The organism is Arthrobacter sp. 05L45_2, assembly GCF_056397525.1.
In genome coordinates this window covers 1-25,873 of sequence record NZ_JBFTNO010000019.1, presented here as the reverse complement: position 1 = coordinate 25,873, position 25,873 = coordinate 1, and the positions used below count along the sequence as shown (strand labels likewise).

Sequence of the window (25,873 nt, the reverse complement as noted above, 5' to 3'; positions counted from 1 at the left end):
CGCCCGCGCTGGTGAAGGTGTGGTTCGCCGTCGGGCCGGTTGCGCCGGACCCGTCGCCGAAGTCCCACGCGTAACCGGTGACCGTGCCGTCCGGATCGGACGAACCCGAACCGTCGAACTGTCCGCTCAGGCCGTTGACCACGCTCGAGAATGAGGCGACCGGCGGCGCATTGGGCGGCGGAGCGGCGGTGACCGTGACAGCGTGGACCACCGCGTCCCGGGCACCCTTGTTGTCGGTCACGGTCAGGGTGACGTTATACGTGCCGGCCGTGCCGTAGACATGGGCCGGTGCGGCGACGGTGGCGGTTGACCCGTCGCCGAAGTCCCACGCGTACGCGTCGATTGTTCCGTCGGGGTCGGACGACGCCGATCCGTCGAAGGCTGCCCGGAGATCGGTGGTCGTGAACGCGTAAGCCGCCGTCGGAGCCCTGTTGGGTACAGGAGCGACGGTGACGTCGTGTGCGATCCGGGCCTGGCCGCCGCGGTCATCGGTGACCGTCAGGGTGACGGTGTAGGTGCCGGCGGCCGCGTACGTGCGGTGCCCGGTGACCCCACTGCCGGTAGAGCCGTCCCCAAAGTCCCAGCTGTAGTCCACAATCTGCCCGTCGGAGTCGCTTGAGGCCGAAGCGTCAAAGGATCCGTCGAGGCTCTGGGTCGTCGGGGTGAAGGCGGCGGTGGGCAGCGCGTTGGGCGGCCGTTCCACCGTCACCTCCCGGGTGGTGGTGCTGGTCCCGGCACGGTTGTCCGTCACGGTCAGTGTCACCGTGTACTTACCCGCAGTGAGGTAGGTGTACTCGGCGTTCACCCCCGTCGCCGTGTGGCCGTCACCGAAGTCCCAGGCGTAGTTCACCAGCGTTCCGTCGGGGTCGTGCGACGCTGCCGCGTCCACGGATACCTTGAGGTTCGCCGTGGTGGCGGCGAAGTCCGCGGCCGGGAGCTGGTTGGGCGGCTCCGTGACAGTGACGTCGTGGGAGACCGTTGATTTCCCGCCGCGGTTGTCGGTAACCGTCAGCTTCACGGCGTACGTGGACGCGGCCGAGTAGCTGTGCGTTGCCGTGGCCCCGGAGCCGAGTTGGCCGTCACCGAAGTCCCAGGCGTAGTTCACAATCTGACCGTCAGGGTCGCTGGACTGGGTACCGTCCACGGTGACGTCCAGGTTCTGGCCGGTCGAGGTGAACGCGGCTCCCGGCAGGACGTTGGCCGGCGCAGCCAGGTTGTAGTGCGCAGCCACCCGATCGGCGCTCAGCGCCTTGGAGTACACCGCGACTTCGTCGATGGTGCCGTCGAAGTAAGGGCTGGAGGATCCCCACGTGGTGTCTCCGCCGACGCGCCAGTATCCGGTGTAGGGCTGGGCCTGGGTCTGCGGGTTGGTGCCCACCAGGGCGCCATCGAGGTAGAGCTTCATGCCGTCGCTGGACTGTTCGGCGACGACGTGGTGCCACTTCCCGTCGTTGTAGGCCACTGGCGTGATGATCAGGTTCGGTTGCCCTGTCCAGACCCCAAACGCGAGCGTGCCATCATCCTGCATGTAGAGGTGCCGGTCGTAGTTATCTGACAGGCCCRTGTTGTTGTTGCCGAACCCGATGATCTTCCCGCCCCGGGTGGTGGTGGTCTTGAACCACGACTCGAGGGAGTAGGTGGTCGGATTGCTCACCGAGTTTTGGCCGGAGACCACCGCGTCCTGTCCGTTGAAGGTGGCCGCCGTCCCGCTGTAGCCCGGGATCACTCCGGTTGCCCCCTGCGTTACGCCGCCCTGGTAGGCGCCGTTGTTGCTGGACTGCGTCGAATCCACGGCCTGGGTGCCTGAGGTTTCGTCGAGGCGCCAGTAGAGGTCCGGCTGGTCCGACGTGATGGCCGAACCGTAAGCGTCCTTGGGCATCGGCGGAAGGCTGGATTCGCGGCCGCTCGCGGTGAAGTGCGAGAGGACTGTTTGCCGGGTCAGCACCGTGGGGTAGATGGCGACGTCGTCAATGGCACCGGCGAAGTAGGAACTGGCGGGCTGGTTGGGCCAGCTGCCGAGGTTGTCCCCGCCGATGCGCCAATAGCCGTTGTAGGCCTGGCCGGACGTCACGTCGTTCCGCTGCCCTGCCGCCACGCCGTCAATGTAGAGGTGCATCCCGTCGCTGCCGAGGCTGGCGGTGACCTGGTGCCATTGTCCGTCGTTGTACGTGTTGGCGGTGTTCAGCGTTTGGACTCCGCCGGGGTAGACACCGAACCAGATGTGGCCGGCGTTATCCATGTAGATGTGGCGGTCGTAGGTGCCCGAGTCGCCGGTTGCCGAGCCGCCGAAGCCGAGGATCTTGCCACCGCTGGTGCTGGTGGTCTTGAACCAAGCTTCGGCCGTGAACGTGTCCGGTCCGGGAATGGCGGCGCGGGTTGCGGCAAAGCCGTTGCTGGTCCCGTCAAAGGTCGACGCCGCGTCGTTGGGGATGGCGCCGCCGGCGCCGCGGCTGATGCCGGAACCGGCATCGGCGTCGGCGAAAGAGGCGTTGTCGAAGACCACTGAACCGGCGGGTTCATTGAGCGGCCAGTAGTTCGTGGCGCCGTCGCCGATGATCTTCTGGGCGTAGGCGCTGGGCGCGGCCGAGGAGATCACGATCGGATCGGAGCGGCTGCCGGTGTAGTTATTGGTCTCCGGGTCCTTCACCCGCACCCGGTAGGTGTGGGTGGACCCCGGAACCAGGCCGGTGTCCGTGAACCCGAGCTGGGGCAGCGCCCACCACGGCGACTTTGCGTCGACACTGAACACCGGAACGGTGCCATTATCTCGCAGGACTTCGTAGGTGAGTGTGCCGTCGTCGATGTCCGAGGTGCCGGTCCAGGCGACTCGCGCCGTCCCGGAGTTCAGCGACAGGACGTTCGGCTTCATGGGGCTGTAGGTCGGTCCCACCTTGTTGGGGGCGACGGATCGCTTCGCGAAGGTTGCGAGGCCCTGCTGGTTCTGCCCGTTGACCCGCGTGAATTCACCGCCCATCACAAGGTAGGTTCCGTTGTTCGCGAGCGACCAGCCACCCTGGTACATACCCGTGTAGCTGCCCGCGTTGACTTCGGGGTACCAGGGCAGCTGCGTCGGAACGGGCTGGTAGGCGTAGTTCATGTTGGATCCGGGCGCCCCCTGGTCAGTTCCGGTGGCGAACGTCGTATCGGCCGTGGCCCGCTTCCAGATCTGCGGGCTGTGGTCGGCGAAGGTGCCCACCGAGGTGCAGTCGTGGGCGTGGCCCACGGAGTACATGACCTGGTCCATCACGGAAATCCCGTAGGTGGCGCCGTAGCAGTTGTTCAGCCACAGCAGGTCCCCAGTGGCGAAGTCCGCGGCGAACCGCCCGTCGAACCAGTGCCCGCCCTCGCCGTCGGCGCTGGCGTAGACCACGCCTCCGACGAGTGAGAGTTCCGTGACTCCGGATCGGTTGGTGTCCTGCCGTGTTGGGATGGGCCGGCTGGTCCAGGGAAGCAGGCCGCCAGCGGCACCATCGACGGCTCCGATGCCGACGATGGGCGAACCGTTGAGCTGCTGGAACCGGCCGCCGACAACGACCCTGCTATTGTCCGGTGCCGCGACCACTGCCTCGACAATGTCGTCAGAAGCAGGATTCCATGGCAGCAGTGCGCCCGCGGCGGTGGTGAAGGACGCCATGTTCCGCCGCGTCGCTCCGCCGGCAACGCCAAAGGACCCGACCACGTAGACGGCGTTGCTGCTGGCCGCGACGTTCCAGACGGATCCGTTGACGGTCGGCTTGAAGTTGGGGTCGAGCGCGCCCGTGGCCGCGTCAAACGCCGCGACCTTTCCCCGCGCGTTGCCCGAGACGGTGGTGAAGTCGCCGCCCAGATAGATCTTCTTTTGGTCCGGCGAGACCTTGATGGTCCGCGCCTGGGCGTTGAGGTTGGGGTTCCAAGGCAGGATCGCTCCGGTCAGGATGTTGAAGGCCATCGCATTGTTGCGGGTGACTTCGCTGGTTCCCGGTGCGGCGCCGGAGGGACGGGCCGTGGTGAAACTGCCCACCGCATAGGCCGTGTTGCCGATGACCGCCGTCTTCCAAACCACACCGTTGATCTGTGGTGTGGGCAGCACGTCGCCGCTCACCGTTGGTGGCAGTTGGGGTGGCGGTGGAGGGTTGTCCGCGGCTGCCGCCGCACCGGCGCTGAAGAAAGCAGCAATGACGACGGCGGCCGTCGCCCCGGCCAGGCCGCGGACGGACCGGTTGAACCTGTTGGCGCGTGATTTCATGGTCGATGACCCCCTGGACAAGTGTTCTTGCGATGGAAATTTGTTGCTATGCACGATGTGCCACCTTTCGAGACCGCGGAGGCTGAACTGCCGCCGTTGATTGAATTTCGGAAACCAGCAGAGGCTTGATCAGCAGGCCGCGGATGAGCGGGCCGCCGAGCAAGGAGCCGACAGCCATCAGGKCGGGCACCATGGTGTACCCGGTGGTGACCGCGACGAATGCCCCCGCCAGAAGCAGGGAGAAGAGGGAGTCCGCCACGCGCAGACCCAGGACGCCGGCCTGTTTGCCGCGGACTGCGGCGAGGGCACCGTAGGGCGTTACCGCCGCCACGGACGTGGCGTAGGCGATCCAGCCGAGCACGGCAGCGACCTCCGGCTGCTGTCCCGCTACGAGCCGGCCCACCGTGGGCAACGATGCGAGGGCGACGACGCCCGCGCCTACGGCCACGACGGTCAGGACCGCCACGCCCCGGTCCGCCCTGCGCAGCAATTCCGTCATCGGGACGGCGCTTTGCCGGGCGAAAGCGGCAAACAGGTACGAGGACGCACCACTGACCATCAACATGATCGGTGCGACGTAGATCCGGGCGACCTCCAGTTCTCCGGTGGCGGCCAGTCCGGCCAGGAGCGTCACAGACACCCGAACGGCGGTGAGCAGCGTGGGCCGGACCGCTTGTTGCAGGGAACGCCAGATGCCGTAGCGGGCCACTGCCGGCGAGAGTTTCCGGGCCGCCAGGATCAGGTAGCGGTCATCCTTGGGCAAGAGTGCCGCCCCGATGATGAGCGCCGCGGATTGGCCCCAGATGATCGCGGCGAAGAAGGAGCTGAGGCCCAAGGGCCCGCCTGCTGCTTCCGCGCCGAGTGCTGCCAGGGCGCCTAGGAGTCCTGCGAGGTCAACGACGACGATTTTCCAGAAAAGGAGGTGCGCCATGAGCAGCCGCCGGATGGTGTCTTCGAGGACAAAAACGGTAATCGCTCCCCCGAAGATCCAGGCCCCAGACGGCGCCAGCAGGCCGGAGGCCATCGCCATGACGGCCGCGCACAGCCCGCTCCCCAGGCCCAGGCCCAGGCACCACAGCTGCAGGGTGAACCGGATTGACGGATCGTGGCGGTCCTGGACGGTCAAGGTGTCGCCGATAAATCCGCTCACAATGGCCGTGACCAGCAGAACGACGCCGTACATGATGGCGAACTGCCCCAGCCCGTCGAGCCCGAGGGTCCTTACGGCCAGGACCTGCAGTCCGAAGCTTGCGAGCGCCTGCGACCCCTGGGCGGCGACACCGCCGAGCATGCCTCGGCCGGCCTGGCCTGCCGGGGCGTTGGGTTGGGACTTGTGGCTGGCCACTACTTCGGGAGGTTTCCGCTGAGGGCCGCGGGAGTGTGGCCGCCGTCGATGTCCACATAGAGGGTGGCGCTTTCGGTGCCTTTGGGGACCATAAAGGCGTAACCCCTCGTCTGGCTGTCTCCGGCGTTGATGGTGCCCGCGAAGTCGAGCTCGTTGGCGCCCTCGTAGAGCGGTGCCGCTGCTGTTTTGCCGTTCCCGTAGCGCAGGGTCGCCACCACGTTCGACACCGGCAGGACCTCGCCGGAACCGTTGTGGATGGTGATATCCATGTAGACGTAGGGCGCTCCGGAGATGGTGCCGGGGTCCGTGCCGGACACCACCCCGCTGCGCATGCCGCCCACGGAGACAAGGACTCCGTCGGTGTACTTGGCCGGAGCCGAGCCGAAGTCGCCCGGCACGGCGCGCGACTTTGCGGTGGCGGCCTTCTCCTTGTCCCTCTTGACCACAGGGGCCGCCGTCGAGTTGTCCACGAACCCCGGGCCGCCCGGAGGAAGTGACGGGCCGTCCGCCGTCGGCTTCGGGTCGCTCGACGCGGCGCCCTGTGCCGCTGCGGCGGCCTGGCCGGGCGCCCCTGCCGCGGCGTTGCAGCCGGACAGGAGTGCGACGCCGACAGTGGCACCGACGAGGGTCGCCAGGACTTTCCGCCGCAGGAGACGGCTCCTGGCGCCCGTCGAAATTGATACTGCCGGTACTGCAGGGACCTGGTGCATGGGGACCTCCACGGGAATGCTGCTGGGGTTAGGGGTTGCGCGCAGGGCGCTTCGGAGCCGCGCCGGGTTCATCGGAGCCCGCGGGATCGGGGGCCTCACTGTGCCACCTGGCTTTCGCCCGCCGTGTGCCGGGCGGCCGCGGCGAAGCTGCGGACCCGGGGGCCTTGCGCCTTGGTCAGCGCCCGGGACGCCAGCGCATAGCAGAGGGCCTCGTACCCGTCGGCCACCACGTCCCAGTCGTAGCGGGCAGCTGCCTCCCGGGACTGGTTGGCCCGCGAGCGCGTCAGGGCCGGCTGTGTTTCTGCTTCTTCAGCCAGGCGGGCGACGTCGTCCGGGTCCCGGAAATACCGGCCGACCGGGCCGAGGACCTCACGGTTGAAGTTCACGTCGAACGCGTTGGTTGCCGCGCCGGCACCAATGGCCCGGAGCAGCGAAGGGTTGGTTCCTCCCACGGAGTGCCCGTGCCAGTAGACCAGTGCGTTGGCGTAGAGCTCATCGAGCAGCTCCTGGTTCCAGACGCCGCCCAGGAAACTGACCCGCCTGTCGGCCGAGGTCCTGAGCCGCTGATCGTACCCCTGCCCGTACGGGGTGGACCCGACAACCACCAGCGGGAGTTTGGCGCGGCTGCGCACGTAACCTTCCACAATGGTGTGCACGTGGTTTTCCGGCTCCAGCCGGGCGACCACCAGATGGTACTTTCCGGCGCCCAGGCCCACTGACCCGAGGTGCTGGGGTGCCCTCGGCTCAAGCAGCGGGGCGCCGTAGGAAATAAGCTCCGTGTCCGCGTTGAAGGTATCCCGGTAGTAGTCACGGATCCCGGCGGCGTCCGCGATCAGGGCGTTGGAGAACTGCACGGCGAAGCTTTCCGCCCAGCGGTAGTAGCGCTGGCCGACGGGCCCCCACTTGGCACGCTTCCATTCGAGTCCGTCCATGTGGGTGGCGACGGGGAGCCTGGCCAGCCGGAGCAGCGGGAGCCAGGGCGCGTTGGCGGCGTTGAAGACGATGGTGGCATCGGCCCGGTGCGCCATCAGGTGGGCGACGGAAAGGCCGGTGTGGCTCAAGGTTTCCAGGGAGCGCCGTCGGACCGCCGGAAGGTGCACCAGCCGCATCCCCTCAAATTCGGCTTTCCTGTCCGGACCGTTGCCGGACCGGCAGTAAACCGTCACCGTGTGCCCGCGCGTGGCGAGCCGCCGGCCCACTTCCTCCACGCAGGTTTCGAAGCCTCCGTAGTGGGCGGGTACGCCGCGCGTGCCCACCAGGGCGATGCGTAAACCGGCAGGTTTGGGCGTTGCGTTGTTCATTTTTTACCCCCGAAGTTTGGTACATGCTGCTGATAGAGACCGAGCTTTAGTGGGACCGGGCTGGTTGTTGGGGCCGGGCCAGTGGTTGAGACCGTGCGGTGAGCCGGCGCCGGCGGGGCGCGAATCGACCGCTCAGGGCAGGCTGTGCAGGACCCCTCTTTCCTGGGTGCCGGCGTTCAAGAGATCCAGGGTCCGGCGGAGCGCGGTGCTGGACGTGTGCATCGTGTAGGGGAAATAGGCGACTCTTACCCCGACGGCGGCAAACTCGCGTTCGAGGGCGAGGCCTTTGGGTGTGCCCCTCCAGTCGTCTCCCTTGAAGAAGACGTCGAAGGGCCGGCTCCGCCAGGTGTCGATCTTGCGCGGCAGGGTTTCCGCCACGGCGTCGTCGACGTAACTGATGCACCGGACGATTTCCAGGCGTTCGGCCAGGGGGATCACCGGCGGCCGGCCCTTCGCCTGAACCAATAGCTCGTCGGATACGACGCCTGCGATCAGGAAGTCGCAGTGGGCTTTTGCGTGGCGGAGGAGGTTGAGGTGGCCGACGTGAAAGAGATCGAACGCCCCGGCTGCGTAGCCAATCAGTGTGCTCATGGTTGCTCCTTAGTAGGCGCCGACGGGGCTGCGCATGGCCCTGAACGTTCGCCACAAAATGATCAGGTCACCGGTTAGCGACCAGTTCTCGACGTAGTAGAGGTCCAGCCGGATGCTCTCGTCCCACGGGAGGGCGGAGCGGCCGTTGATCTGCCAGAGGCCCGTTATCCCGGGTTTGATGAGCAGGCGCCGGCTGGTGAATTTCTCGTAGCGTTCAACTTCGGTGGGCAGCGGCGGCCGTGGGCCCACCAGGCTCATCTCGCCGGTGAGGACATTCCAGAACTGCGGCAGCTCGTCCAGGGAGTACTTCCGCATCCACCGCCCGCAATTGGTGACCCGTGGGTCGTTCCGCATTTTGAACAGCGGCCCGGAGCCCTCGTTGAGCGCCTGCAGCGATCCGAGATCCGTTTCGGCGGTCTGCACCATTGAACGGAACTTCACCATGTGGAACGGCATACCGTTTCTGCCGGCGCGGAGTTGGCGGAAGAAGACGGGCCCCGGGCTGTCCCGCTTGACGATGATGGCGAGAACCACCATGAGGGGGAACAACATCAGTAGCGCCAGCGACGCGACGGCCACATCCATGACCCGCTTGAGGATGTGCTTGGCACCGGCGTACTGCGGGAGTTCAACGTGTACCAGCGGCAAGCCGTCCACCGGGCGCCAGTGAATGCGCGGTCCGGCGACGTTGGTCAGCGTTGACGCCAGGACAAGCTCCGTTCCGGTGGCCTCAAGCTTCCAGCCGAGTTCCCGGATGTAGGTGCTGCCGCCGGGGACCCTGCCCGCGACAATGACGGCGTCCGCACCCGCAGTTTCGACCATCCGGGAAACATCGGCCAGGCTCGACACCACCGGAATTCGGTACCAGGGCGCCCGGAGCTCCACCGATTTGTCCAGGGCGGACAACCCGACCCCGGTGATCTCATAGCCGGCGGCCCGGTTCTTTTCAATGTTGTTGATGACGTACTCGACGTCGGCGCGTTCGCCGATCACGATGACCCGGGACAGGTATTTGCCCTCGCGCCGCTTCAGGTTCAACCACTTCCGCCACAGCCACCTCGTGCCTGTCAGCAGGACCAGCCCCAGGGGCAGCGCGACGGCGAAATAGCCGCGGACGACGTCGAACCGGACGAAGACCATGGCGATGGCCAGGGCGCCGAAGAGCTTGAGGGTGGCTTGAACCACCCGCTTGTATTCCGCGGCACCGATGCCGAACGTCCGCCTGTCCCGGGTGGGGTAGATCTCCAGGACGGCGATCCAGGCCGCTAGCAGGAGGACAGACACTGCAAGGTACCGGGCTTCGAATTCCTCCGCGGACCTGGTGGGCGCATCGACGCCGAACCGGAAGACGTAGGCTGCGGCCACGGATACAGCGATGGCGGCCGAGTCAGTAAGCCGGAGACGGTTGGCGAAGTTCTTCCACTGCCGGGTGACTGCTTTCCGGGAGGCCGCGAGGTCGAACCGGGATTCGTCGTCCCAGACCGAGTGCTGGGGACGTTCCGGGGTGAGTGCACGTGCTTGGATTCCTGGAACCGCCGCGCGCCGTACTGCGTGGAATGGCCGGCGGTGTTTGAGTTCGCTCATCACCGGYGCCGGGAGGAGTCGGCCCGATGAGCGGCCGGCGCACTGGCCGGCGCGGCCTGGTCGGCCTGGCTGGAAGGGGAACCGGACTGTTTATGACGGTCCGATAACCAGAGAAAATGAACAGCAATCAACGTCCGAAGAAACATGAGGAGACCTTCTAGCGACTAGTGTGGCTGCGGTCTCCACAGTCAATAATGTGACTTATTGGCGCACACGAGTGTTAGCTACCTCTTTCCGCCGAATCACCACTCGACCTGCTTGTCGGTGCTACGTGGAACTGAGACGGGGCTACCTATTCGCCACTGGTGGCGCTGCACGCGGACGGGAACGGGCACGACGGCGGTGCTCGCGGTGTTGCTGTTCGGGGAAGCCCCGCGGCTGGGGTAAGGTAAATCTCGTTGTTCTGCAGTATCTTGACCAGGCGTTTTTGCGGTCATTTCTGCGGCTCTGCGGCTGTAGCTCAATGGTAGAGCGCTAGCTTCCCAAGCTTGATACGCGGGTTCGATTCCCGTCAGCCGCTCCATTTTCTCTCCCGGCCTGGGCTCGCCGGGTCACCAGATGGTGTAACCGCTAAAGCCGTGGCCAATCTTTACGCGGTGCTTTCCCGCATCTCCGCCTGGGATCATCCAGAGGTCGCCGTGCTTGTCCGTGGCGATTAGGTCGCTGAGCCCGTCCACGTTCTCCCAGTCGCCCGCCTCGACGATTCGTGTGTAACGATTCCAGCCGGAGCCGAAGGTGTAGTACGAGGTGGGGGTCTTGACCTGGATCCCTTGGCGGTCGTCGTAGGGCCAGAGTATGCCGTGGGTGTCCCGCGCGTAGAACCACGGCCAACCCCCGCCGATATGCAAGTCGACGAGCATCCGGCCGGCCCAGCCGGTGGCGGCCCGCTGCCGCGGTTGCCAGCTGACCGAGTAGCCATTGCCGACCGTGGTGTACGGGTAACGCCAGAGCGTCCCGGAGCGGTCGATGGCGAGCAGGTTGCCACGGCCAGACTCGTCAATGATGCTGGTCATTTGGTTCCAGCCTCCGCCGAGTGGGGTCCGCGACCGCCATCCGGAGTGCCCGTTGCTCGGGATGGCCCAGAGGTTCCCGTCCTTGTCCCGGGCGAAGACGCCGTAGAAGGCTCCTCGTGAGGGAATGATCGCCGTGTAGTGCCACCCGGTCGCCGATTTGATCCTCGGCTTGAACCCGCCATCGCCATCGCCGGGGTAAAGCCAGAGCGTGCCGTGACTGTCGAGTGCCATGACATCCGGGTAGCCGTCGCCGCTGTAATCACGCGGACACGGAGCGCCGCAATGCAACGGGTCGGTCTGCGCCGGAACGGCGATACCCGTTGCCAGAAGCAACGCCCCAACGATGTCGGCCACAATACGCAGAGTCCGTTTCATGGCCGGATTCTAGTCCCGGGTGCCGCCCCATCCACGAGTACTTTATTGCGGGTAAACCGGGATCAGCACCGCAATGTACCCGAGGGGACCCGCGGAACCCCTACTCGATCAGGCAACCCCACGCCCCGGCCCCGTGAGCCTAGGTCGCGACAATCCGCAGCAACTGACGCCGGTTTTTCAGGTCCACCTTGAGCGCCAGCTGGCCGCGCCTGGCAAGTACCACCGAGACCACGGCTGCGGCCAGCGCCGGTACCGCGCCGGCGATGAGGATGGCCGTGTGCGGGTTGAAGTGCTCGGCGAGCCAGCCCATAAGTGGTCCGCCGAGGGCCTGTCCACCGATGAGCACCATGATGTAGAGGCTCATCACCCGGCCGCGGATGCCCATGTTGGCGCTGACCTGGACCAGCTGGTTGGCGGCCGTCAGGAACATCAGGCACCAGAAGCCGGCGAGGACCATCGCCGCGCCGAAAAACACCATCGACGGCGCGGAGGCGGCCAGGCAGAGCATCAGGCCGTACATCCCGGCGCCCAGCATCACCGAACGCAGCCGAAGTTGCCGCCGCCTCGCGGACGTGATGGCGCCGGCCAGCGCACCGAGGGCCACCAATGCGTTGAGCAGACCGTACCCGCCGGCACCGGCCCGGTAGACGTGGTCCGCGAAGGCTGCCAGCAGCACGGGCAGGCTCATCGCAAACACCGCGACGAAGCCGGCCATCAGCCACGGCCAGTAGATCGTGGGTTTGCCGAGCGCATAGCGCAGCCCCTCCCGGAGCATGCCCTTGCGTTTGGCCGCCGGCAGCGTCACGTGCAGTTCGTCCTTGCGCAGGACCAGCAGCATGGTCAGGGTGGAGCAGCACGCCAGCGCGTTCCCGGCGAAGGCCCAGCCCGCGCCGACCGCGCTAAGCAGCACTCCGGCGACGGCCGGGCCGATCAGGCCGCCCAGCTGGAAGATCGTGGAGTTCACGCTGATGGCGTTGCGCAGGTAGGCGGGACCGACGAGTTCGTTGACGAAGACCTGCCGGGCCGGCTGGTCCAGTACGGTGACCAGGCCCAGAATGAGGGCTATCCCATAGACCTGCCAGACTTCAATCCGGTGCGAGAGGGCCAGTACGGCCAGAGTCGCCGCCAGTACGGCGGCCACGCACTGGCACAGCATCAGGATCTTCCGCTTCGCGAAGCGGTCCGCCATCATGCCGCCCCACGGGCCCAGCAGGAGCGAGGGCAGGAACTGCAGGGCCACGGTAATTCCGACGGCGGTGACCGAGCCGGAGAGCTGAAGCACCAGCCAGTCCTGGGCGATCCGCTGCATCCACAGGGCCACCACGGCGATGAAGTGCCCCACCGCGAAGATCCGGAAGTTGCGGACCTTCAGGGAAATGAAGGTATGCCGCCACGGCAGGCGTTCACTTACGACGCCGATCGGCTGGGTAATGGGGGCGGGGACGGTCGGCTGGCTCTGGTCCGGCCGGGTGTCGGCGGGATGGAACGGCGGAGGGGGTGGCACGGAAAGTCCTCAGGGAAACGAAGTCTGCGGGGTCTCCTTAACGCTAAGCTGGCCGCAATTGATAATGGAAGGCTATCCAGGGCATAACTAGCATCACGAAATGCAATGAAAGGAATCTCATGGCGACCCGAGTTCCTCCGGCAGGCGGAAGGCATGTTTGAACCGGCCCAGCTGCGCTCGTTCCTTGCCGTGGCCGAAACGCTGAGCTTTACCAGGGCGGCGGACAGGCTGGGGCTGGCACAGCCCACGGTCAGCCAGCACGTCCGCAAGCTCGAGGCCGCCGCCAAACGAACCCTGATTGCCCGCGACACCCGCGATGTCCGGCTCACGGACAACGGGGACGCGATGGCCGGCTTCGCGCGCACCATCCTCGCTGCCCATGACTCCGCGGCACGCTATTTTTCCGGCTCCGCCATGCGCGGCCGGCTGCGCTTTGGCACGGCGGATGACCTCGCCATTACCGGGCTGCCACGGATCCTGCGGGAGTTCCGGCAGATCTACCCGCAGATCAACCTGGAACTGACGGTCGGGCAAAGCGACCAGCTGTACAAGCGGCTCAACGCCGGCCAACTGGACCTGGTATTCGTCAAATGGGTTGCCGGCGCCAAGGATGGAACCGTGGTCCAGCAGGATTCCTTCTCCTGGGTGGGCCTCGAGCAGACTGTCCTCGATTCCGGGGATCCGGTACCGCTGATCGCCTACCCCGCGCCGAGCCTGAGCCGGAAACTGGCCATCGACGCGCTCGAGGCCACCGGCCGGACCTGGCGCATCACCTGCACCACCCGCCAGATCAGCGGTGTCCTGGCCGCCGTCCGGGCCGGGATCGGCGTCGCCGTGATGCCCTCCTCGCTGGTGCCGGAGGACCTGAAAATCATCACCCGGCGCTTCGACCTGCCGCCCGTCGGCGACGTCGACTTCACCCTGATCCGCAATCCGCTGGCAAACACCGAGGTGATCGACGCCCTGACCCAGACCATTGTTGGCCGCGCCTTCAGCCGCTCGTCCTAGTCCCGCTCCCCGGCGAAATACTCGCTCCACAGCAGGTAGCTACCCGCAACATACTTGCTTCAGCGGGTCTGTCCCCGACCATTGAACCCAAGTGTTACTTGTCCTATCCTGACAGTGTTGAAGGTCAAGCAGAGGCCCCCACAACGATCCGACAAACGAACGTTTATCCTCGTTGTTGCCATGCAGCAAAACCGGCAAACGTTCGGGATAGGCCAGCAATGACGCCAGCCATAAACAACTCCCACACCACCATGCGGCCGCGCCATCCAATGAGCGCCGCCCCGCCGCTGAGTACAGCTGCCCGCCTGGAAGGCCTGCCGCATCCGAGCCTCGGCAGGCTGGATCCGCATGCGGCCCGTACCCGGGGTGACGACGACTTCGTCGGTATCCCCTACTGCGAGCGCTGCGGGACGGATGAGTTCGTCTACCTGGAATCCTTTGTCCCGGCCAAACACCACCGGGACGGTTCCATCAGCAGGCTCGGTGAGGTGACCTACTTCTGTTCAGGCTGTGAGGATTTCTCCGCCCATGCCGTCCCGGCCGCGTGGGTCCCGCCGGGCTGGTACCTCGGGTAGGAGCCATGCCCGCGCCCATGTAACCGCAAACGCCGCCGTCCCCGCACTGTGAGTGCGGGGACGGCGGCGTTGCGTACTCAGGGGTCGCGAACCCGGATTGGCTGCTTAGATCAGGCTGTCCGAGAGGTGGTTCGCGGTGCCGAAGCGGTGGGCGGTGATGCTGACGGCCTGCTCGTGCAGGAACGGCAGCAGTTCAACGCGTCCGGCCTCCGTGACGGGGTGGGAGTAGACGGCCAGGTCGGGGCGGCCGCCCGTGGCGTCGGCCAGCGCCTTCGCGTCGCCGCCGATCAGGCGGATGCGGTGCACGGCCAGGGTGGCAGCCTGGGCAAGCCGGCCCACGGACGCGAGCCACTCGGCGTCGTTCTCCACGGTGGTCTCAATCCCGAGTCCGGACAGCACCGCACGGAGCTGGGCGGGTACTTCGACGGCGCTGGACACCGTGAAGTCCGAGCCCGCCTGGACACCGGCAGCCACGATGCGGATCAGGTCGGCGAGCGGCTGGCCTTCTGACAACCGCACCATGACCGGCAGTGCGCGGTAGCGGAACACGTTGCGTTCCGCACTCAGCCCGGAGACGTCCTTGGCGGTGCCGAACTCCTCGGCCCAGGCCTGGGCGTCCGAGGCCAGGGACCGCTGCAGCGGGCCGAGTTCATCGGCCGGCAGGATGCCCTTGGCCGCGTCCTCGATCCTGCGAACGCCGGAGTGTGCCGGCTTCGTCTCGGCCGTGCTGGCCTTGCTGACCCAGTCGCCGAGGCCTGCGAGGTAGTTCGGGCCACCGGCCTTGGTGCCGGCACCGACGGCAGACTTCTTCCAGCCGCCGAAGGGCTGGCGCTGCACGATGGCGCCGGTGATCCCGCGGTTGACGTAAAGGTTGCCTGCCTGGACGGTGTCCAGCCAGAGGGCAAGTTCGTCGGTGTTCAGCGAGTGCAGGCCGGCGGTCAGGCCGTACTCGATCTGGTTCTGGATCGCGATGGCCTCCTCCAGGGTTTCGGCCGTCATAACACCGAGGACCGGACCGAAGAATTCGGTGAGGTGGAAGTAGGAACCGCGGCGCACACCGTGGCGGACGCCCGGGCTCCACAGCTTGCCGGACTCGTCCAGCTGCTTCGGCTCCACGGCCCAGGCCTCGCCCTCACCGAGGGTGGTCAGGGCGTTGAGGAGCTTGCCGCCGGCAGGCTCGATGATCGGGCCCATCTGGCTGGCCGGGTCCTCAGGGTAGCCGACCTTCAGTGAGGTGACGGCGTCGATCAGTTGGTTGTGGAAGCGCTTGGACTTCGCAACGGAGCCGACCAGGATCACCAGCGAGGCGGCCGAGCACTTCTGGCCGGCGTGGCCGAACGCGGAGTAGGCCACGTCCTTTGCCGCGAGGTCCAGGTCCGCGCTCGGGGTGACGATGATGGCGTTCTTACCGCTGGTTTCGGCCAGCAGCGGCAGGTCCTTGCGGAAGGAGCGGAACAGCTCTGCGGTCTCGTAGCCGCCGGTGAGGATGACGCGGTCCACGGCGGGGTGCGAGATCAGCTGCTGCCCCAGTTCCCGCTCGCCGAGCTGCACCATGGTGAGCACGTCGCGCGGGACACCGGCCTCCCAGAGGGCCTCGATCATCACGGCACCGCTGCGGCGGGCCTGCCTGGCGGGCTTGATCACCACGGCGGATCCTGCGGCGAGCGCCGCCAGGGTGGACCCTGCGGGGATGGCCACGGGGAAGTTCCACGGCGGCGTCACGACAGTCAGCTTCGCCGGAACGAACGTTGCGCCGTCGACGTCGTCGAGCTTGCGGGCCGATTCGGCGTAGTAGTGCGCGAAGTCCACCGCTTCGCTAACCTCGGGATCACCCTGGTCAATCGTCTTGCCGGTCTCGCTCGCCATGACCTCGAGGAGGTCGGCGCGGCGGGCCTCCAGCACGTCGCCGGCGCGGTGCAGGATTTCGGCCCGTTCCGCTCCGGAGAGGGCACCCCAGGCCTTGCCCTTCTCGACCGCGGTGTCGATGACGGCATTCAGGGCCGCCTCGTCATTGATCGTGGCGGCCTCGACGGCGGCGTTGCCCAGGGTGGAGCCCTGGACGCGGCCAAGGATGGCCCGGCCCCAGTCGCGGTTGGCCGGGAGGGACGGATCGGTGTCCGGGGTGTTGCCGAAGGAGTCGCGCGGCATCGGCTCGGCCGGAAGGGAACGGTTCTGCCGGCGGTTCGGGGCCGGAACCTCGTCGTCGAGCTTGGCGAGCGAGGCCAGGAAGCGCTGCTTCTCGCGCTCAAACAGAGTCTCGTTCTCGCTGAGTTCGAACACGGCGGACATGAAGTTGTCCTGGCTGGCGCCCTCTTCGAGGCGGCGGATCAGGTAGGCGATCGCGACGTCGAACTCGGCGGGGTGGACCACCGGGGTGTACAGCAGGAGGGACCCGACGTCCTTCTTGACGGCTTCGGCCTGGCCCTGTGCCATACCGAGCAGCATCTCGAACTCGATGCCGGATTCAACGCCGCGCTGCTTGGCCAGGAGCCAGGCGAAGGCGATGTCGAAGAGGTTGTGGCCGGCGACGCCGATCCGGATGTTGTTGATCCGGTCCGGGTGCAGCGAGTAGTTGATGACGCGCTTGTAGTTGGTGTCCGAGTCCTGCTTGGTGCCCCAGGTGGCCAGCGGCCAGTCATGCAGGGAGGCCTCCACCTGTTCCATCGGCAGGTTGGCGCCCTTGACCACGCGGACCTTGATGGCCGCACCGCCGTCGGCACGCCGTGCGGCGGCCCAGTCCTGCAGGCGGATCATGGCGGAGAGAGCGTCGGGGAGGTAGGCCTGGAGGACAATGCCGGCCTCGAGGTTCTTGAACTCGGGCTTGTCCAGGATCCGGGTGAAGACCGCGATGGTCATGTCCAGGTCCTTGTATTCCTCCATGTCCAGGTTGATGAACTTGGCTTTGCGGCCCCCTGTGGCGAAGGCGGCGGCACGGGTGAAGAGCGGGGTGAGCTTCTCCACGACGTGCTCCACGGCTTCGTCGAAGGCCCAGGCGGAGTGCGGGGCGACGGTGGAGGACACCTTGATCGAGACGTAGTCCACGTCCGGACGGGAGAGCAGGGTGTGGGTTCCCTCAAGCCGGCGGGAGGCCTCGTGCTCGCCCAGGACTGCCTCGCCCAGGAGGTTGACGTTCAGCTTGATGCCGTCCTTGCGGATCTTCGCGATGGCCGGGCCGAGCTTGGCGTCCGTCGCGTCAACAATGAGGTGGCCGACCATTTCCCGGAGCACCCGGCGGGCAACCGGGATGACCACCTGCGGCAGGACCGGGGCCATGGTGCCGCCGAGGCGGACGGCGCTGCGCATGTACCAGGGCAGGAACGCCGGAACCTTGGGGGCCAGGGCGGCGAGGTTGCGGGCCGCGACCTGCAGGTCCTCGGGACGCACGACGCCGTCAACGAAACCGACCGTGAAGTCAAGGCCGTTGGGGTCCTTAAGAACCCCGGCGAGCTGCTGGGCCGAGGCGTCGACGGGCACCTTGGCGGCCTCGGTGAGCCAGTGGCGGACCAGGGCGGTGGTTTCCTCGGCGAGGGCTGCCGCCTCAAGCACGGGGGAGCCTTCAGACACGGCGGCGTGCGTGGCCTCGTTGCCCGCGTCCGCGCCGGCGTTCAGGCCGGATTCCGTTGAGGTGTTGGTCATGGTGGCACTCGTTCTTTCTCAAAATGTGGACCGTTCTTGATTTAGTATGCGACCGGATTTCCATAAGATAAAGCGATGTTTTCTGAGCAATACTGGTTAGTAGAACCGAACGTTTCGCAACGGCCCGGTGCCGGCGCTCCGCGGGGGTACCGGCCCCCTTCCACGCCGTCCGTACAGACGCAAAGGACCCCCTTCCGCGCACGCGGGAGGGGGTCCTTCAGGGGAAGCGCTGTTAGCCGATGTGGCGGTGCATTTCCACGACTTCCTGGTGCCGCGGGCTGTCCGGATTCATCAGCGAGTGCTTGCGGCCGTATCCGAAGTAGATCACCAGGCCAATCACCAGCCAGACGCCGAAGCGGACCCACGTCTCCCAGTGCAGCTGCACCATAAGGAAGGCCGAGGCGAGCATGCCGAAGAGGGGAACCACCGGCATAAACGGCAGCCGAAAGGTGCGCGGGGCGTCGGGCTTCTTGTAGCGGAAGATGATGACGGAGAGGCACACGACGACGAAGGCGGCCAGGATGCCGATGTTGGTCAGGTCAGCGACGGCCTTGATCGGGAAGACGCCGGCCAGCAGCGCCGAGGCCACTCCCGCGATCCAGGTGACACGCTGCGGGGTGCCGTTGCGGTCGGTCTTGGCAAACCAGCCCGGAAGCAGCCCGTCGCGGCTCATGGAGAACCAGACACGGGTGACACCGAGCAGGAAGGTCAGCATCACGGTCAGGATGGACAGGACGGCGAAGACGGATATGATCGTTGCGATCACCGGCAGCCCCACCCCGTTGAAGGCGGAGGCGAAGCCGGCCTTGGGGTCGATGTCCTTGTAGTTCTGCATCCCGGTCAGCACCAGGGTCGCGGCAACATACAGGAGCATGGCGACGATCAGCGAGAGGATGATGGCCTTGGGCATGTGCTTCTTGCCGTCCGTAGCCTCTTCGGCCGCTGTGCTCATTGCGTCATAGCCGAACACGGCGAAGAAGACGGTGGCGGAGCCAGCCAGAACGGGCCCGAAGCCGCTGGGCATAAACGGGTTGTAGTTGTTGGTGTTGATGTAGAAGATGCCCAGCCCGATGATGAAAAGGATCAGGACAACCTTGATCGCGACGGCCACCAGTTCGAAGCGGCCGAAAGTCTTGGTGCCGCGGGACAGGATCCAGGTCACGAGCAGGCATACGGCAATGGCCGGAATATTGATCACGCCGCCCTTGCCCTCATCCACGGTGGAGGTCATCCAGACCGGCATGTGGATGCCGATGCCGGACAGGAACGCGTCGAAGTATCCGGAAATGCCGATTGCCACCACCGCCACGATGGCAATGTATTCGAGCAAGAGGTCCCAGCCGATGAACCAGCCGATCACCTCTCCCAGCGCCACATATCCATAGGTATAGGCAGAACCGGCCCGCGGGATCATTCCCGCGAACTCGGCGTAGGACAGCGCGGCCGCTGCCGAGGCCAGTCCGGCGATCAGGAACGAGAACAGCACCGCCGGGCCGACCCCGGGCTCACCCTCGCTGCCGTGGGCCACCAGCCCCGCGAGCGAGAAGATGCCGACGCCAATAATGCCGCCGACGCCAATGGCCGTCAGCTGCCATAGCCCGAGGCTCTTGAACAGGCCGCTGTGCTTGTTTTCTTCTTCAATATCGTCGATGGGCTTGCGCCGCATGATCGATCTGGTCAGTTCTCTGGTGCTCATCAGGGTCTCCTGCTCGGGGGTGGCGCCCATCAATCCGCCCTGTGATGGGGGTTACTCAGTGAGAACAGTATGCAAGCCCGGTTGCATTAGATAAAGTGAATTCTCCTAATCAATAACCATTAGAATTCACAAAGGAATATCGATGCTCGACGTCCGGCGGTTGCGCCTTTTACGCGAACTCAAAATCCGCGGCACGCTCGCCGAAGTCGCCGAAGCGCTGCAGTACAGCCCGTCGTCGGTCTCCCAACAGTTGGCCCTCCTGGAAAAGGAAGCGGGCGTGGACCTCCTGCGTAAAACCGGCCGTCGCGTGCAGCTGACGCCGCAGGCGGAGGTGCTGGTTGCGCACACCACGCAGCTGCTCGAAACCCTCGAGCAGGCCGAGGCGGATCTCGCGGCTTCACTCACCACAGTGACCGGAACGGTGCGGATCGCTGTTTTCCAGTCCGCGGCCCTGGCCCTGATGCCCGATGCCCTGACCCGGATGGCCGCCAGCTACCCGGAAGTCCGGATCGAGATGATCCAGCGGGAACCCGAGACGGCCCTCCACGAAACATGGGCGCGGGACTTTGACCTTGTTATCGCGGAGCAGTACCCGGGGCACGCGGCGCCGCGCTACGCCGAACTGGACCGGGTGCGCCTCACCGGGGATGCGATCCGGCTGGCCGTGCCGCCCGAAGCACCGGGCCGGCCGGCCATCACGTCCCTCGCCGACACCGCAGCACTGTCCTGGGTCATGGAACCGCGGGGCGCGGCGTCCCGGCACTGGGCGGAGCAGGCCTGCCGCACTGCCGGCTTCGAGCCGGACGTGCGTTTCGAGACCGCCGACTTGCAGGCCCAGATCCGGCTCATCGAATCGGGGAACGCTGTGGCGCTGATGCCGGACCTGGTGTGGACCGGCCGGGGAACCACGGCCCAGCTGATCGACCTCCCGGGCAACCCCCGCCGCACAGTCTTCACGTCCGTGCGGCGCTCCAGCGCCAAGCGCCCGGCCATCCTCGCGGCCCGCGAAATTCTCGCCGAAACCGCGGCGTCCATCGCTCCGCCGGCCTGACGGTGCCGCGGCCATTGGGTCCGGCGGTGTTTCCTGGCTCACAGCGCGCCGCACGTCCCGGCGCTAGAATGGTGACGTTATGAATCGAACAATGTTCAAGTCCAAAATCCACCGCGCCACGGTCACCCACGCGGACCTCCACTATGTCGGCTCGGTCACCGTGGACCTGGACCTGCTGGAGGCGGCCGACATCCTCCCCGGTGAGCTCGTCGCGATCGTCGACGTCACCAACGGCGCCCGGCTCGAGACGTACACCATCGCCGGCGAGCGCGGTTCCGGCGTCATCGGCATCAACGGCGCCGCGGCGCACCTGATGCACGAAAACGACATCGTCATCCTGATCACCTACGCGGAGATGACCTCCGAAGAAGCGAAGTCCTACGTCCCCAAGGTGGTCCACGTGGACAAGGACAACAAGATCGCCCAGATCGGCAACGATCCCGCGGAGGGCCACACCGCCGGCCTTCTGCGCCCGCCGCACGCGCTGAACAACGCCACGCTGAACTAAGGCCGGCGCCGGCCGCCCTCATTCCGGGCGTCGGACCTGGACGGTTCGTGACGCGGTGCCGCCCCGGCGTCGCGGTTCCCGGGACAAATCTGATTATTGTGGACAGGTGCCCACCCCTTTGATTCCGCCCGCGCCGTCCAGGACAGTCGCGTGCTAGGAGTCCTCGCCGGTTTCTTCGTCGTCTGGTTCATCATCCTGGTGGGCATGTTCGTCGGCAGGCGCAACATCCTGGGCGAGAACGCCCGCAACGTCCTGAGTGCGCTGACGTTCTTCGTAGCGAGCCCGGCGCTGCTTTTTGAAACCCTCAGCAAGGCCAAACTGCACGACGTTTTCGCCGCACCGCTGCTGGTGACGGCCGTAGGCGCAGTGGCAACGGCGGCTATCTACTTCGGCATCGTGCGGTTCCTGCTCAACCGCCCGGTCCCGGAAGCCCTGGTGTCCTCCATGAGCGCTTCCCTGGCCAATTCGGCCAACCTGGGCATCCCGATCGCCGTGTTCGTCCTCGGGGACGCCAGTTACGTGGCCCCGCTGCTGATCTTTCAGCTTGCCTTCTTCACGCCGCTGTTCCTGATGTTCCTTGACGCCACCACCAGCTCGCACCGGACCACCCCGCTGAGCTTCGCCCTGATGATTCTTCGCAACCCCATGATTGTCGGTTCCGGGCTCGGCCTCCTGGTGGCCGGGACCGGCTGGGAGGTTCCTGCTTTGGTGTTGCAGCCGATCCACCTGATCGGGGGCGCCGCGATTCCTGCCATGCTGCTGGCGTTCGGCATGAGCCTGAACGGGTCACGGCCGCTGCAGGCGGACACGGGCCGGAGGATTGACACCCTGCTGGCCAGCGGCTTCAAGCTCATCCTGCACCCCACGCTGGCCTACCTCTTCGCCCGGTTCGCCCTCGGCCTGCAGGACCAGGCGCTCTTCGCCGTTGTGGTCACCTCGGCGCTGCCCACGGCACAGAACGTTTTTGTCGCGGCTAACCGGTACAGGACAGGCCTCACCGTGGCCAAAGATACGGTGCTGATCACCACCGTGGTGGCCGTCCCCGCCATGATCGGCGTGGCCTTGCTGCTCGCCTGAGGACCGCCGGTAGGCTGGCAACGGCCAAAACCGGGCCGCAGGACAAGCAACGGGGGATGAAGTGCGCAGGATTGGTACGCGACAGGGCGGCGGCCGCCGGCCGGGAGCCGTCGACTGGTTCACCTGCGGGATCGCCGCCGTCCTGCTGGCCTCGACCAGCGCCTGCGCCGGCGTCTCTGCGCCGGCCGCCCAGGCCGGCAGCGCCGCGGCCACAATGCCGTCCGCGCCCACCACTTCCGTGCCGGCGGCGAGCAAAGCGACGCCGGCGGCCCCGGCACCGTCCGCCACTCCCGGCCCCGTCTCCAAAGCTGCCGTGGCCAAAGCCCAGCCCAAGCAACCGGCGTTTGCTGCCACCRCCCTCAAAGTGCTGGCAACCATCCCGGTCAAAGGCCGGGCACCCAAGACCGGATATGCCCGGGACCAATTCGGCCAGGCCTGGTCCGACGTCGACCGCAACGGCTGCGACACCCGCAACGACATCCTGCGCCGCGACCTCACCGCGGAAGTCCTCAAGCCCGGAACGCACGGCTGCGTGGTGCTCTCCGGCGTGCTGAAGGATCCGTACACCGCCACGTCCATTCCCTTCCAGCGCGGCGCCCGCACCAGCAGCGCGGTCCAGATCGACCACGTCGTGGCGCTCAGCGACGCGTGGCAGAAGGGGGCGCAGCGGCTCAGTCCGGCACGGCGGCTCGCTTTCGCCAATGATCCGCTGAACCTGCTGGCCGTCGACGGGCCGGCAAATATGCAAAAGAGCGACGGCGACGCCGCCACCTGGCTTCCGGCCAACAAGTCGTACCGCTGCGCCTACGTGGCGCGCCAGATTTCGGTCAAGGCCAGTTACGCACTCTGGGTCACCCGGGCCGAGCACGATGCCATGGCCCGGATCCTGGCGGACTGCTCGGCCGCCGTCGCCCCCGCCGCCCAGCTCCCGGCCGCACCGGCCCCGGCGGCGGCACCCGCACCGGCCCCCGCACCAGCGCCGGTCCTTAAGGCCCCCGCTCCGGCCCCGGCCCCGGCGGCTGCGGTACCGGCGCCCGCCCCGGCGGTATACTACGCCAACTGCTCCGCGGCCCGGGCCGCCGGTGCCGCGCCGATCCGTGCCGGGCAGCCCGGGTACAGCCGCAAACTGGACCGCGACGGCGACGGAGTGGGCTGCGAGTAGCGGCACGGCGTGACCCGGCCGGCGGCTCAGCCGGGGGCCAGTGCCACGGAGATGCTGTAGGGCGGCAACGTGATGGTGGCGTGCCTGTCCGCGCCGATGGTGATGCTGACCGGCGGGTCGTTGGGTTCAGGATGGCCGCCGTTGCCCCTGCCGCGGGAGGGATTCCACTGGTATTGCGCCGCCGAATACTGGTCTAGTTCCAGATTCCCTTTCAGCGGCCGGCTGTCCCCGCCGTCGTGCTGCATCAGGCGGACGGTGAAGGCACGCTTGGGGTCCTTGTTAAACAGCAGCACGCCGAGCCTGCCGTCCGGACGGCGGACCGAGTAGGCGGTGACCAGCGCCTGGCCCTTCGCATTCCGGACATCACTGGTGGTGCTGTACATGGTGTGGCGGCCGGTACCGGCCTCCAGCCAGTGCTCGTTGACCAACCGGGCGGCCTGGAAGGCGGCTACCGGGCGGATCTTCCATTCGTCATAGAACTGGAACAGCATCAGGTTGCCCCGGGTGTCGCACTTCTCCCCGACCTCGTCCTGGACCACCCAGTTCGGCTCGATCCCGTAGAAGTAGCTGCTTTCGCCGCCCATCGCCAGGAACATGGCGGCGGTTTCGGCATTGACCATGGCCCCGGGCAATTCGAGTTCCACCGCCCCCACAAAGGACGAGTAGCCATACTCGGTGATGACCTTGGGGATCCCGGCGGGCAGGCCGGCGTCGTGCTGGCGCTTGAGAAGCTGCGCAAGCAGGTCCGGGTTCTGGGGCAGCGTCGCGGCAGGGTCCGCGCACACGTCATCGAACGGGTACCACTCGAAGGAGAAGAAGTTAAAGTCCTGCATGGCCCCGCGGTGGCGGAGGTAGGACACAAAGCGGCCGGTCCAGGACCGGACGCCGTGCCCGTCGGGCCAATGCACCCAGTCGGGCAGCGTGGTCTGGTACCCCGGGCCGCCGAACTCCAGCGACGGATTCACGGCTTTCATGGCGGCCGCCATCTGCACATACAGGGCGCCGTAGTGCTCCGGCTGGGCCAGTTGGCCGTCCGGCTCCTCGCCGACCTCGATCCGCCTGACCGGGTAGCCGCCCCTGCTGAGGTAAGTGGCCAGGGCTGCAGCGTCCTCGGGGGTCCCGTACAGCGCCGGAACGGGCACCATCAAGGGCTCCCCCCGGGTGATGCCGCTGGCGAAAAGCCGCTCGAAACTGGCGTGCTCGTAGTTCTTGTCGAGGTCCTCTGCGCGGTGCCAGGGATCGGTCGAGGATGTCCACATCACCGTTTGGCGGCGCGACTCGCGGTGCCGGACGTTGTCGATGAAGGACCCGCCCTGCTGCCGGCCAATGTAGAGTTCGCGGACGGCGACGCCGAGCCGGTCGCGGATATCGCGGGATCCGGCGGGGGCGGTGCCTGAACCCTGCAGAAGCAGGATGCGGAGGTACTGGACGTTGACGGGCCGGTCAGCGACCCGGACCGTCTGGGTCCCTCCGGTCCCCCGGTGGGCTGCCTGCGGAAAGTCCCGCCAGGTGCCTTGGTCGACGGGGAACCGCGCGTCAGTGCCGGTCCAGTACTGCACCTTGAACGACGCGGCGTACGGCGTCCCCCAGTCGAAGCGGACCATATCCACGGGCAGTGCCTGCGGGAACTCCGTCATGATCCACTGCGGATTCAGCCCGGCCGGTTCCCCGGTGTAATGCGGATCCAGATAGGGGTTGCTTTTCCAGAAGGTCGCGTCGTCCCCGTCGTTGAGCCGGGAGTGCCCGTTGTCCTTGCCCTGGTCGATCGTGTTTCCGCGCCTCGGGAGGCGGTAGCCATAGGAGACGCCGTAGTCCCCCGCAGGCTCCGACGAGGACGTCCAGTAACCCTGCTCCCGGTCCGGCTGGCTCCAGGTCCCCCGTGGGTTCCAATGCCACGCCTTGACCCCCAGCTCGGTGCGCAGCCGGTAACTCAGCGGACCGAATCCGGCCGACTTCATGGCCTCGACGTTCCGGGCAGACCAGACACGGTCAATTTCGTGTTCTTCCAGCCCGTCCGCCCCCGCGCCCATGGCGCGGTAGCCGTCGAAGGTGTTGACGGGCTTGTCCAGCTCGATGCTGATGGTCCCGTCGGCGGCCGGCAGCGGACCCGGCTCAGCGCCGCGCAGCACCACGGTGGATCCCAGCCAGATGCCCAGCGCCGCGAGGATGGCCACGAAGACCGTGATGAGGCGCCGGGAGGGGCGGAATTTTTTGCGCTCAGGGTTTGATGCCATGAGTTCCTAGGGCCGGTGAAATCTGTTTGCTGGCCAGCGGGAGCGTGGTGGGCAGCCCCGGATCACAGGCGGTGCGCCACCGGCCGCCGGCACAGCGATGACTGCCGGCGATCATCTTTCAGTGTGGCGGGCGGCCCCGGAAATATCTACGGGCCGAAGGCACTGTCGCCAGCCGCCGCCCAGGCGCCCCCACCCGGCGCCCGTCGACGTCGTCCTCGACGTCATACTTCGGCATCCCGGTGCAAGAATGTTCCTTTTTGCCTCTTGACGTTCCTTAT

At 66.7% G+C, this 25,873-nt stretch carries 17 protein-coding genes and 1 tRNA gene; 7 read left to right on the top strand and 11 right to left on the bottom strand.

The genetic code is table 11. The features are described from left to right. From AC1DHD_RS03045 to AC1DHD_RS03020, 6 genes are all read right to left on the bottom strand, one after another. Positions 1-4,225: LamG domain-containing protein (locus AC1DHD_RS03045; protein ID WP_476878275.1), on the bottom strand; the 4,225-nt coding region annotated here is incomplete at its 3' end. 46 nt (positions 4,226-4,271) lie between these two features. Then, positions 4,272-5,570 carry a hypothetical protein gene (locus AC1DHD_RS03040; protein ID WP_476878274.1) on the bottom strand — a complete coding sequence of 433 codons (1,299 nt, stop codon included), beginning with the start codon at positions 5,568-5,570 and terminating at the stop codon, positions 4,272-4,274. Further along, positions 5,570-6,280, bottom strand: coding sequence for a DUF4352 domain-containing protein (locus AC1DHD_RS03035; RefSeq protein WP_476878273.1), 711 nt, complete (start codon positions 6,278-6,280; stop codon positions 5,570-5,572). Before AC1DHD_RS03035 ends, AC1DHD_RS03040 begins: the two co-directional genes overlap by 1 nt. A gap of 95 nt (positions 6,281-6,375) precedes the next feature. Continuing rightward, the gene (locus tag AC1DHD_RS03030; protein ID WP_476878272.1) at positions 6,376-7,581 is read right to left on the bottom strand and encodes a DUF1972 domain-containing protein; all 1,206 of its coding nucleotides are present in this window, start codon (positions 7,579-7,581) and stop codon (positions 6,376-6,378) included. Between the two features lie 132 nt (positions 7,582-7,713). After that, complete coding sequence (locus AC1DHD_RS03025; RefSeq protein WP_476878271.1) at positions 7,714-8,172, bottom strand: FAD synthase family protein; 459 nt, start codon at positions 8,170-8,172, stop codon at positions 7,714-7,716. Positions 8,173-8,181: 9 nt separating this feature from the next. After that, positions 8,182-9,756 (bottom strand): sugar transferase, encoded by a 1,575-nt coding sequence (locus AC1DHD_RS03020; RefSeq protein WP_476878270.1) that lies wholly within the window; start codon positions 9,754-9,756, stop codon positions 8,182-8,184. A gap of 449 nt (positions 9,757-10,205) precedes the next feature. Between AC1DHD_RS03020 and AC1DHD_RS03015 the strand changes: the two genes are divergently transcribed. Continuing rightward, positions 10,206-10,279: transfer RNA gene (locus tag AC1DHD_RS03015), tRNA-Gly, on the top strand. A 28-nt stretch (positions 10,280-10,307) separates the two neighbouring features. Here the strand turns inward: AC1DHD_RS03015 and AC1DHD_RS03010 are convergent. Both AC1DHD_RS03010 and AC1DHD_RS03005 read right to left on the bottom strand, forming a co-directional pair. Beyond that, positions 10,308-11,144 (bottom strand): FG-GAP repeat domain-containing protein, encoded by an 837-nt coding sequence (locus AC1DHD_RS03010; protein WP_476878269.1) that lies wholly within the window; start codon positions 11,142-11,144, stop codon positions 10,308-10,310. Positions 11,145-11,283: 139 nt separating this feature from the next. Beyond that, positions 11,284-12,648 (bottom strand): MFS transporter, encoded by a 1,365-nt coding sequence (locus AC1DHD_RS03005; RefSeq protein ID WP_476878268.1) that lies wholly within the window; start codon positions 12,646-12,648, stop codon positions 11,284-11,286. Between the two features lie 153 nt (positions 12,649-12,801). Between AC1DHD_RS03005 and AC1DHD_RS03000 the strand changes: the two genes are divergently transcribed. Both AC1DHD_RS03000 and AC1DHD_RS02995 read left to right on the top strand, forming a co-directional pair. Then, positions 12,802-13,656 (top strand): LysR substrate-binding domain-containing protein, encoded by an 855-nt coding sequence (locus AC1DHD_RS03000; RefSeq protein ID WP_476878267.1) that lies wholly within the window; start codon positions 12,802-12,804, stop codon positions 13,654-13,656. A gap of 218 nt (positions 13,657-13,874) precedes the next feature. Next, positions 13,875-14,231: a hypothetical protein gene (locus AC1DHD_RS02995; RefSeq protein ID WP_476878266.1), complete on the top strand. Its 357-nt coding sequence runs from the start codon at positions 13,875-13,877 to the stop codon at positions 14,229-14,231. Positions 14,232-14,336: 105 nt separating this feature from the next. Here the strand turns inward: AC1DHD_RS02995 and AC1DHD_RS02990 are convergent, their stop codons facing one another. Next, positions 14,337-17,867 (bottom strand): bifunctional proline dehydrogenase/L-glutamate gamma-semialdehyde dehydrogenase, encoded by a 3,531-nt coding sequence (locus tag AC1DHD_RS02990; protein WP_476878265.1) that lies wholly within the window; start codon positions 17,865-17,867, stop codon positions 14,337-14,339. 232 nt (positions 17,868-18,099) lie between these two features. Next, positions 18,100-19,563 (bottom strand): amino acid permease, encoded by a 1,464-nt coding sequence (locus tag AC1DHD_RS02985; RefSeq protein ID WP_476878264.1) that lies wholly within the window; start codon positions 19,561-19,563, stop codon positions 18,100-18,102. Between the two features lie 142 nt (positions 19,564-19,705). Here AC1DHD_RS02985 and AC1DHD_RS02980 point away from each other — a divergent pair, with 142 nt between their 5' ends. The 4 genes from AC1DHD_RS02980 (at position 19,706) to AC1DHD_RS02965 (ending at position 23,361) form a co-directional block, all read left to right on the top strand. After that, the gene (locus tag AC1DHD_RS02980) at positions 19,706-20,614 is read left to right on the top strand and encodes a LysR substrate-binding domain-containing protein (RefSeq protein ID WP_476878263.1); all 909 of its coding nucleotides are present in this window, start codon (positions 19,706-19,708) and stop codon (positions 20,612-20,614) included. Positions 20,615-20,693: 79 nt separating this feature from the next. After that, positions 20,694-21,122, top strand: a complete 429-nt coding sequence (panD, locus tag AC1DHD_RS02975) for an aspartate 1-decarboxylase (protein WP_476878262.1) — start codon at positions 20,694-20,696, stop codon at positions 21,120-21,122. A 150-nt stretch (positions 21,123-21,272) separates the two neighbouring features. Further along, positions 21,273-22,199, top strand: coding sequence for an AEC family transporter (locus AC1DHD_RS02970; protein ID WP_476878261.1), 927 nt, complete (start codon positions 21,273-21,275; stop codon positions 22,197-22,199). Between the two features lie 61 nt (positions 22,200-22,260). Further along, on the top strand, positions 22,261-23,361 hold the full coding sequence (locus AC1DHD_RS02965; protein WP_476878260.1) for a GmrSD restriction endonuclease domain-containing protein: 1,101 nt from the start codon (positions 22,261-22,263) through the stop codon (positions 23,359-23,361). Positions 23,362-23,387: 26 nt separating this feature from the next. Here AC1DHD_RS02965 and AC1DHD_RS02960 read toward each other — a convergent pair whose 3' ends face one another. Further along, complete coding sequence (locus tag AC1DHD_RS02960) at positions 23,388-25,595, bottom strand: discoidin domain-containing protein (RefSeq protein ID WP_476878259.1); 2,208 nt, start codon at positions 25,593-25,595, stop codon at positions 23,388-23,390. Between the last annotated feature and the right edge of the window lie 278 nt (positions 25,596-25,873).

Bases quoted from the DNA above. Each gene is read 5' to 3' on its own strand.
- AC1DHD_RS03035 (WP_476878273.1), bottom strand. From the start codon at position 6,280: ATGCACCAGGTCCCTGCAGTACCGGCAGTATCAATTTCGACGGGCGCC.
- AC1DHD_RS03030 (WP_476878272.1), bottom strand. From the start codon at position 7,581: ATGAACAACGCAACGCCCAAACCTGCCGGTTTACGCATCGCCCTGGTG.
- AC1DHD_RS03025 (WP_476878271.1), bottom strand. From the start codon at position 8,172: ATGAGCACACTGATTGGCTACGCAGCCGGGGCGTTCGATCTCTTTCAC.
- AC1DHD_RS03020 (WP_476878270.1), bottom strand. From the start codon at position 9,756: ATGAGCGAACTCAAACACCGCCGGCCATTCCACGCAGTACGGCGCGCG.
- AC1DHD_RS03010 (WP_476878269.1), bottom strand. From the start codon at position 11,144: ATGAAACGGACTCTGCGTATTGTGGCCGACATCGTTGGGGCGTTGCTT.
- AC1DHD_RS03000 (WP_476878267.1), top strand. From the start codon at position 12,802: ATGTTTGAACCGGCCCAGCTGCGCTCGTTCCTTGCCGTGGCCGAAACG.
- AC1DHD_RS02995 (WP_476878266.1), top strand. From the start codon at position 13,875: ATGACGCCAGCCATAAACAACTCCCACACCACCATGCGGCCGCGCCAT.
- AC1DHD_RS02990 (WP_476878265.1), bottom strand. From the start codon at position 17,867: ATGACCAACACCTCAACGGAATCCGGCCTGAACGCCGGCGCGGACGCG.
- AC1DHD_RS02985 (WP_476878264.1), bottom strand. From the start codon at position 19,563: ATGAGCACCAGAGAACTGACCAGATCGATCATGCGGCGCAAGCCCATC.
- AC1DHD_RS02980 (WP_476878263.1), top strand. From the start codon at position 19,706: ATGCTCGACGTCCGGCGGTTGCGCCTTTTACGCGAACTCAAAATCCGC.
- panD (WP_476878262.1), top strand. From the start codon at position 20,694: ATGAATCGAACAATGTTCAAGTCCAAAATCCACCGCGCCACGGTCACC.
- AC1DHD_RS02960 (WP_476878259.1), bottom strand. From the start codon at position 25,595: ATGGCATCAAACCCTGAGCGCAAAAAATTCCGCCCCTCCCGGCGCCTC.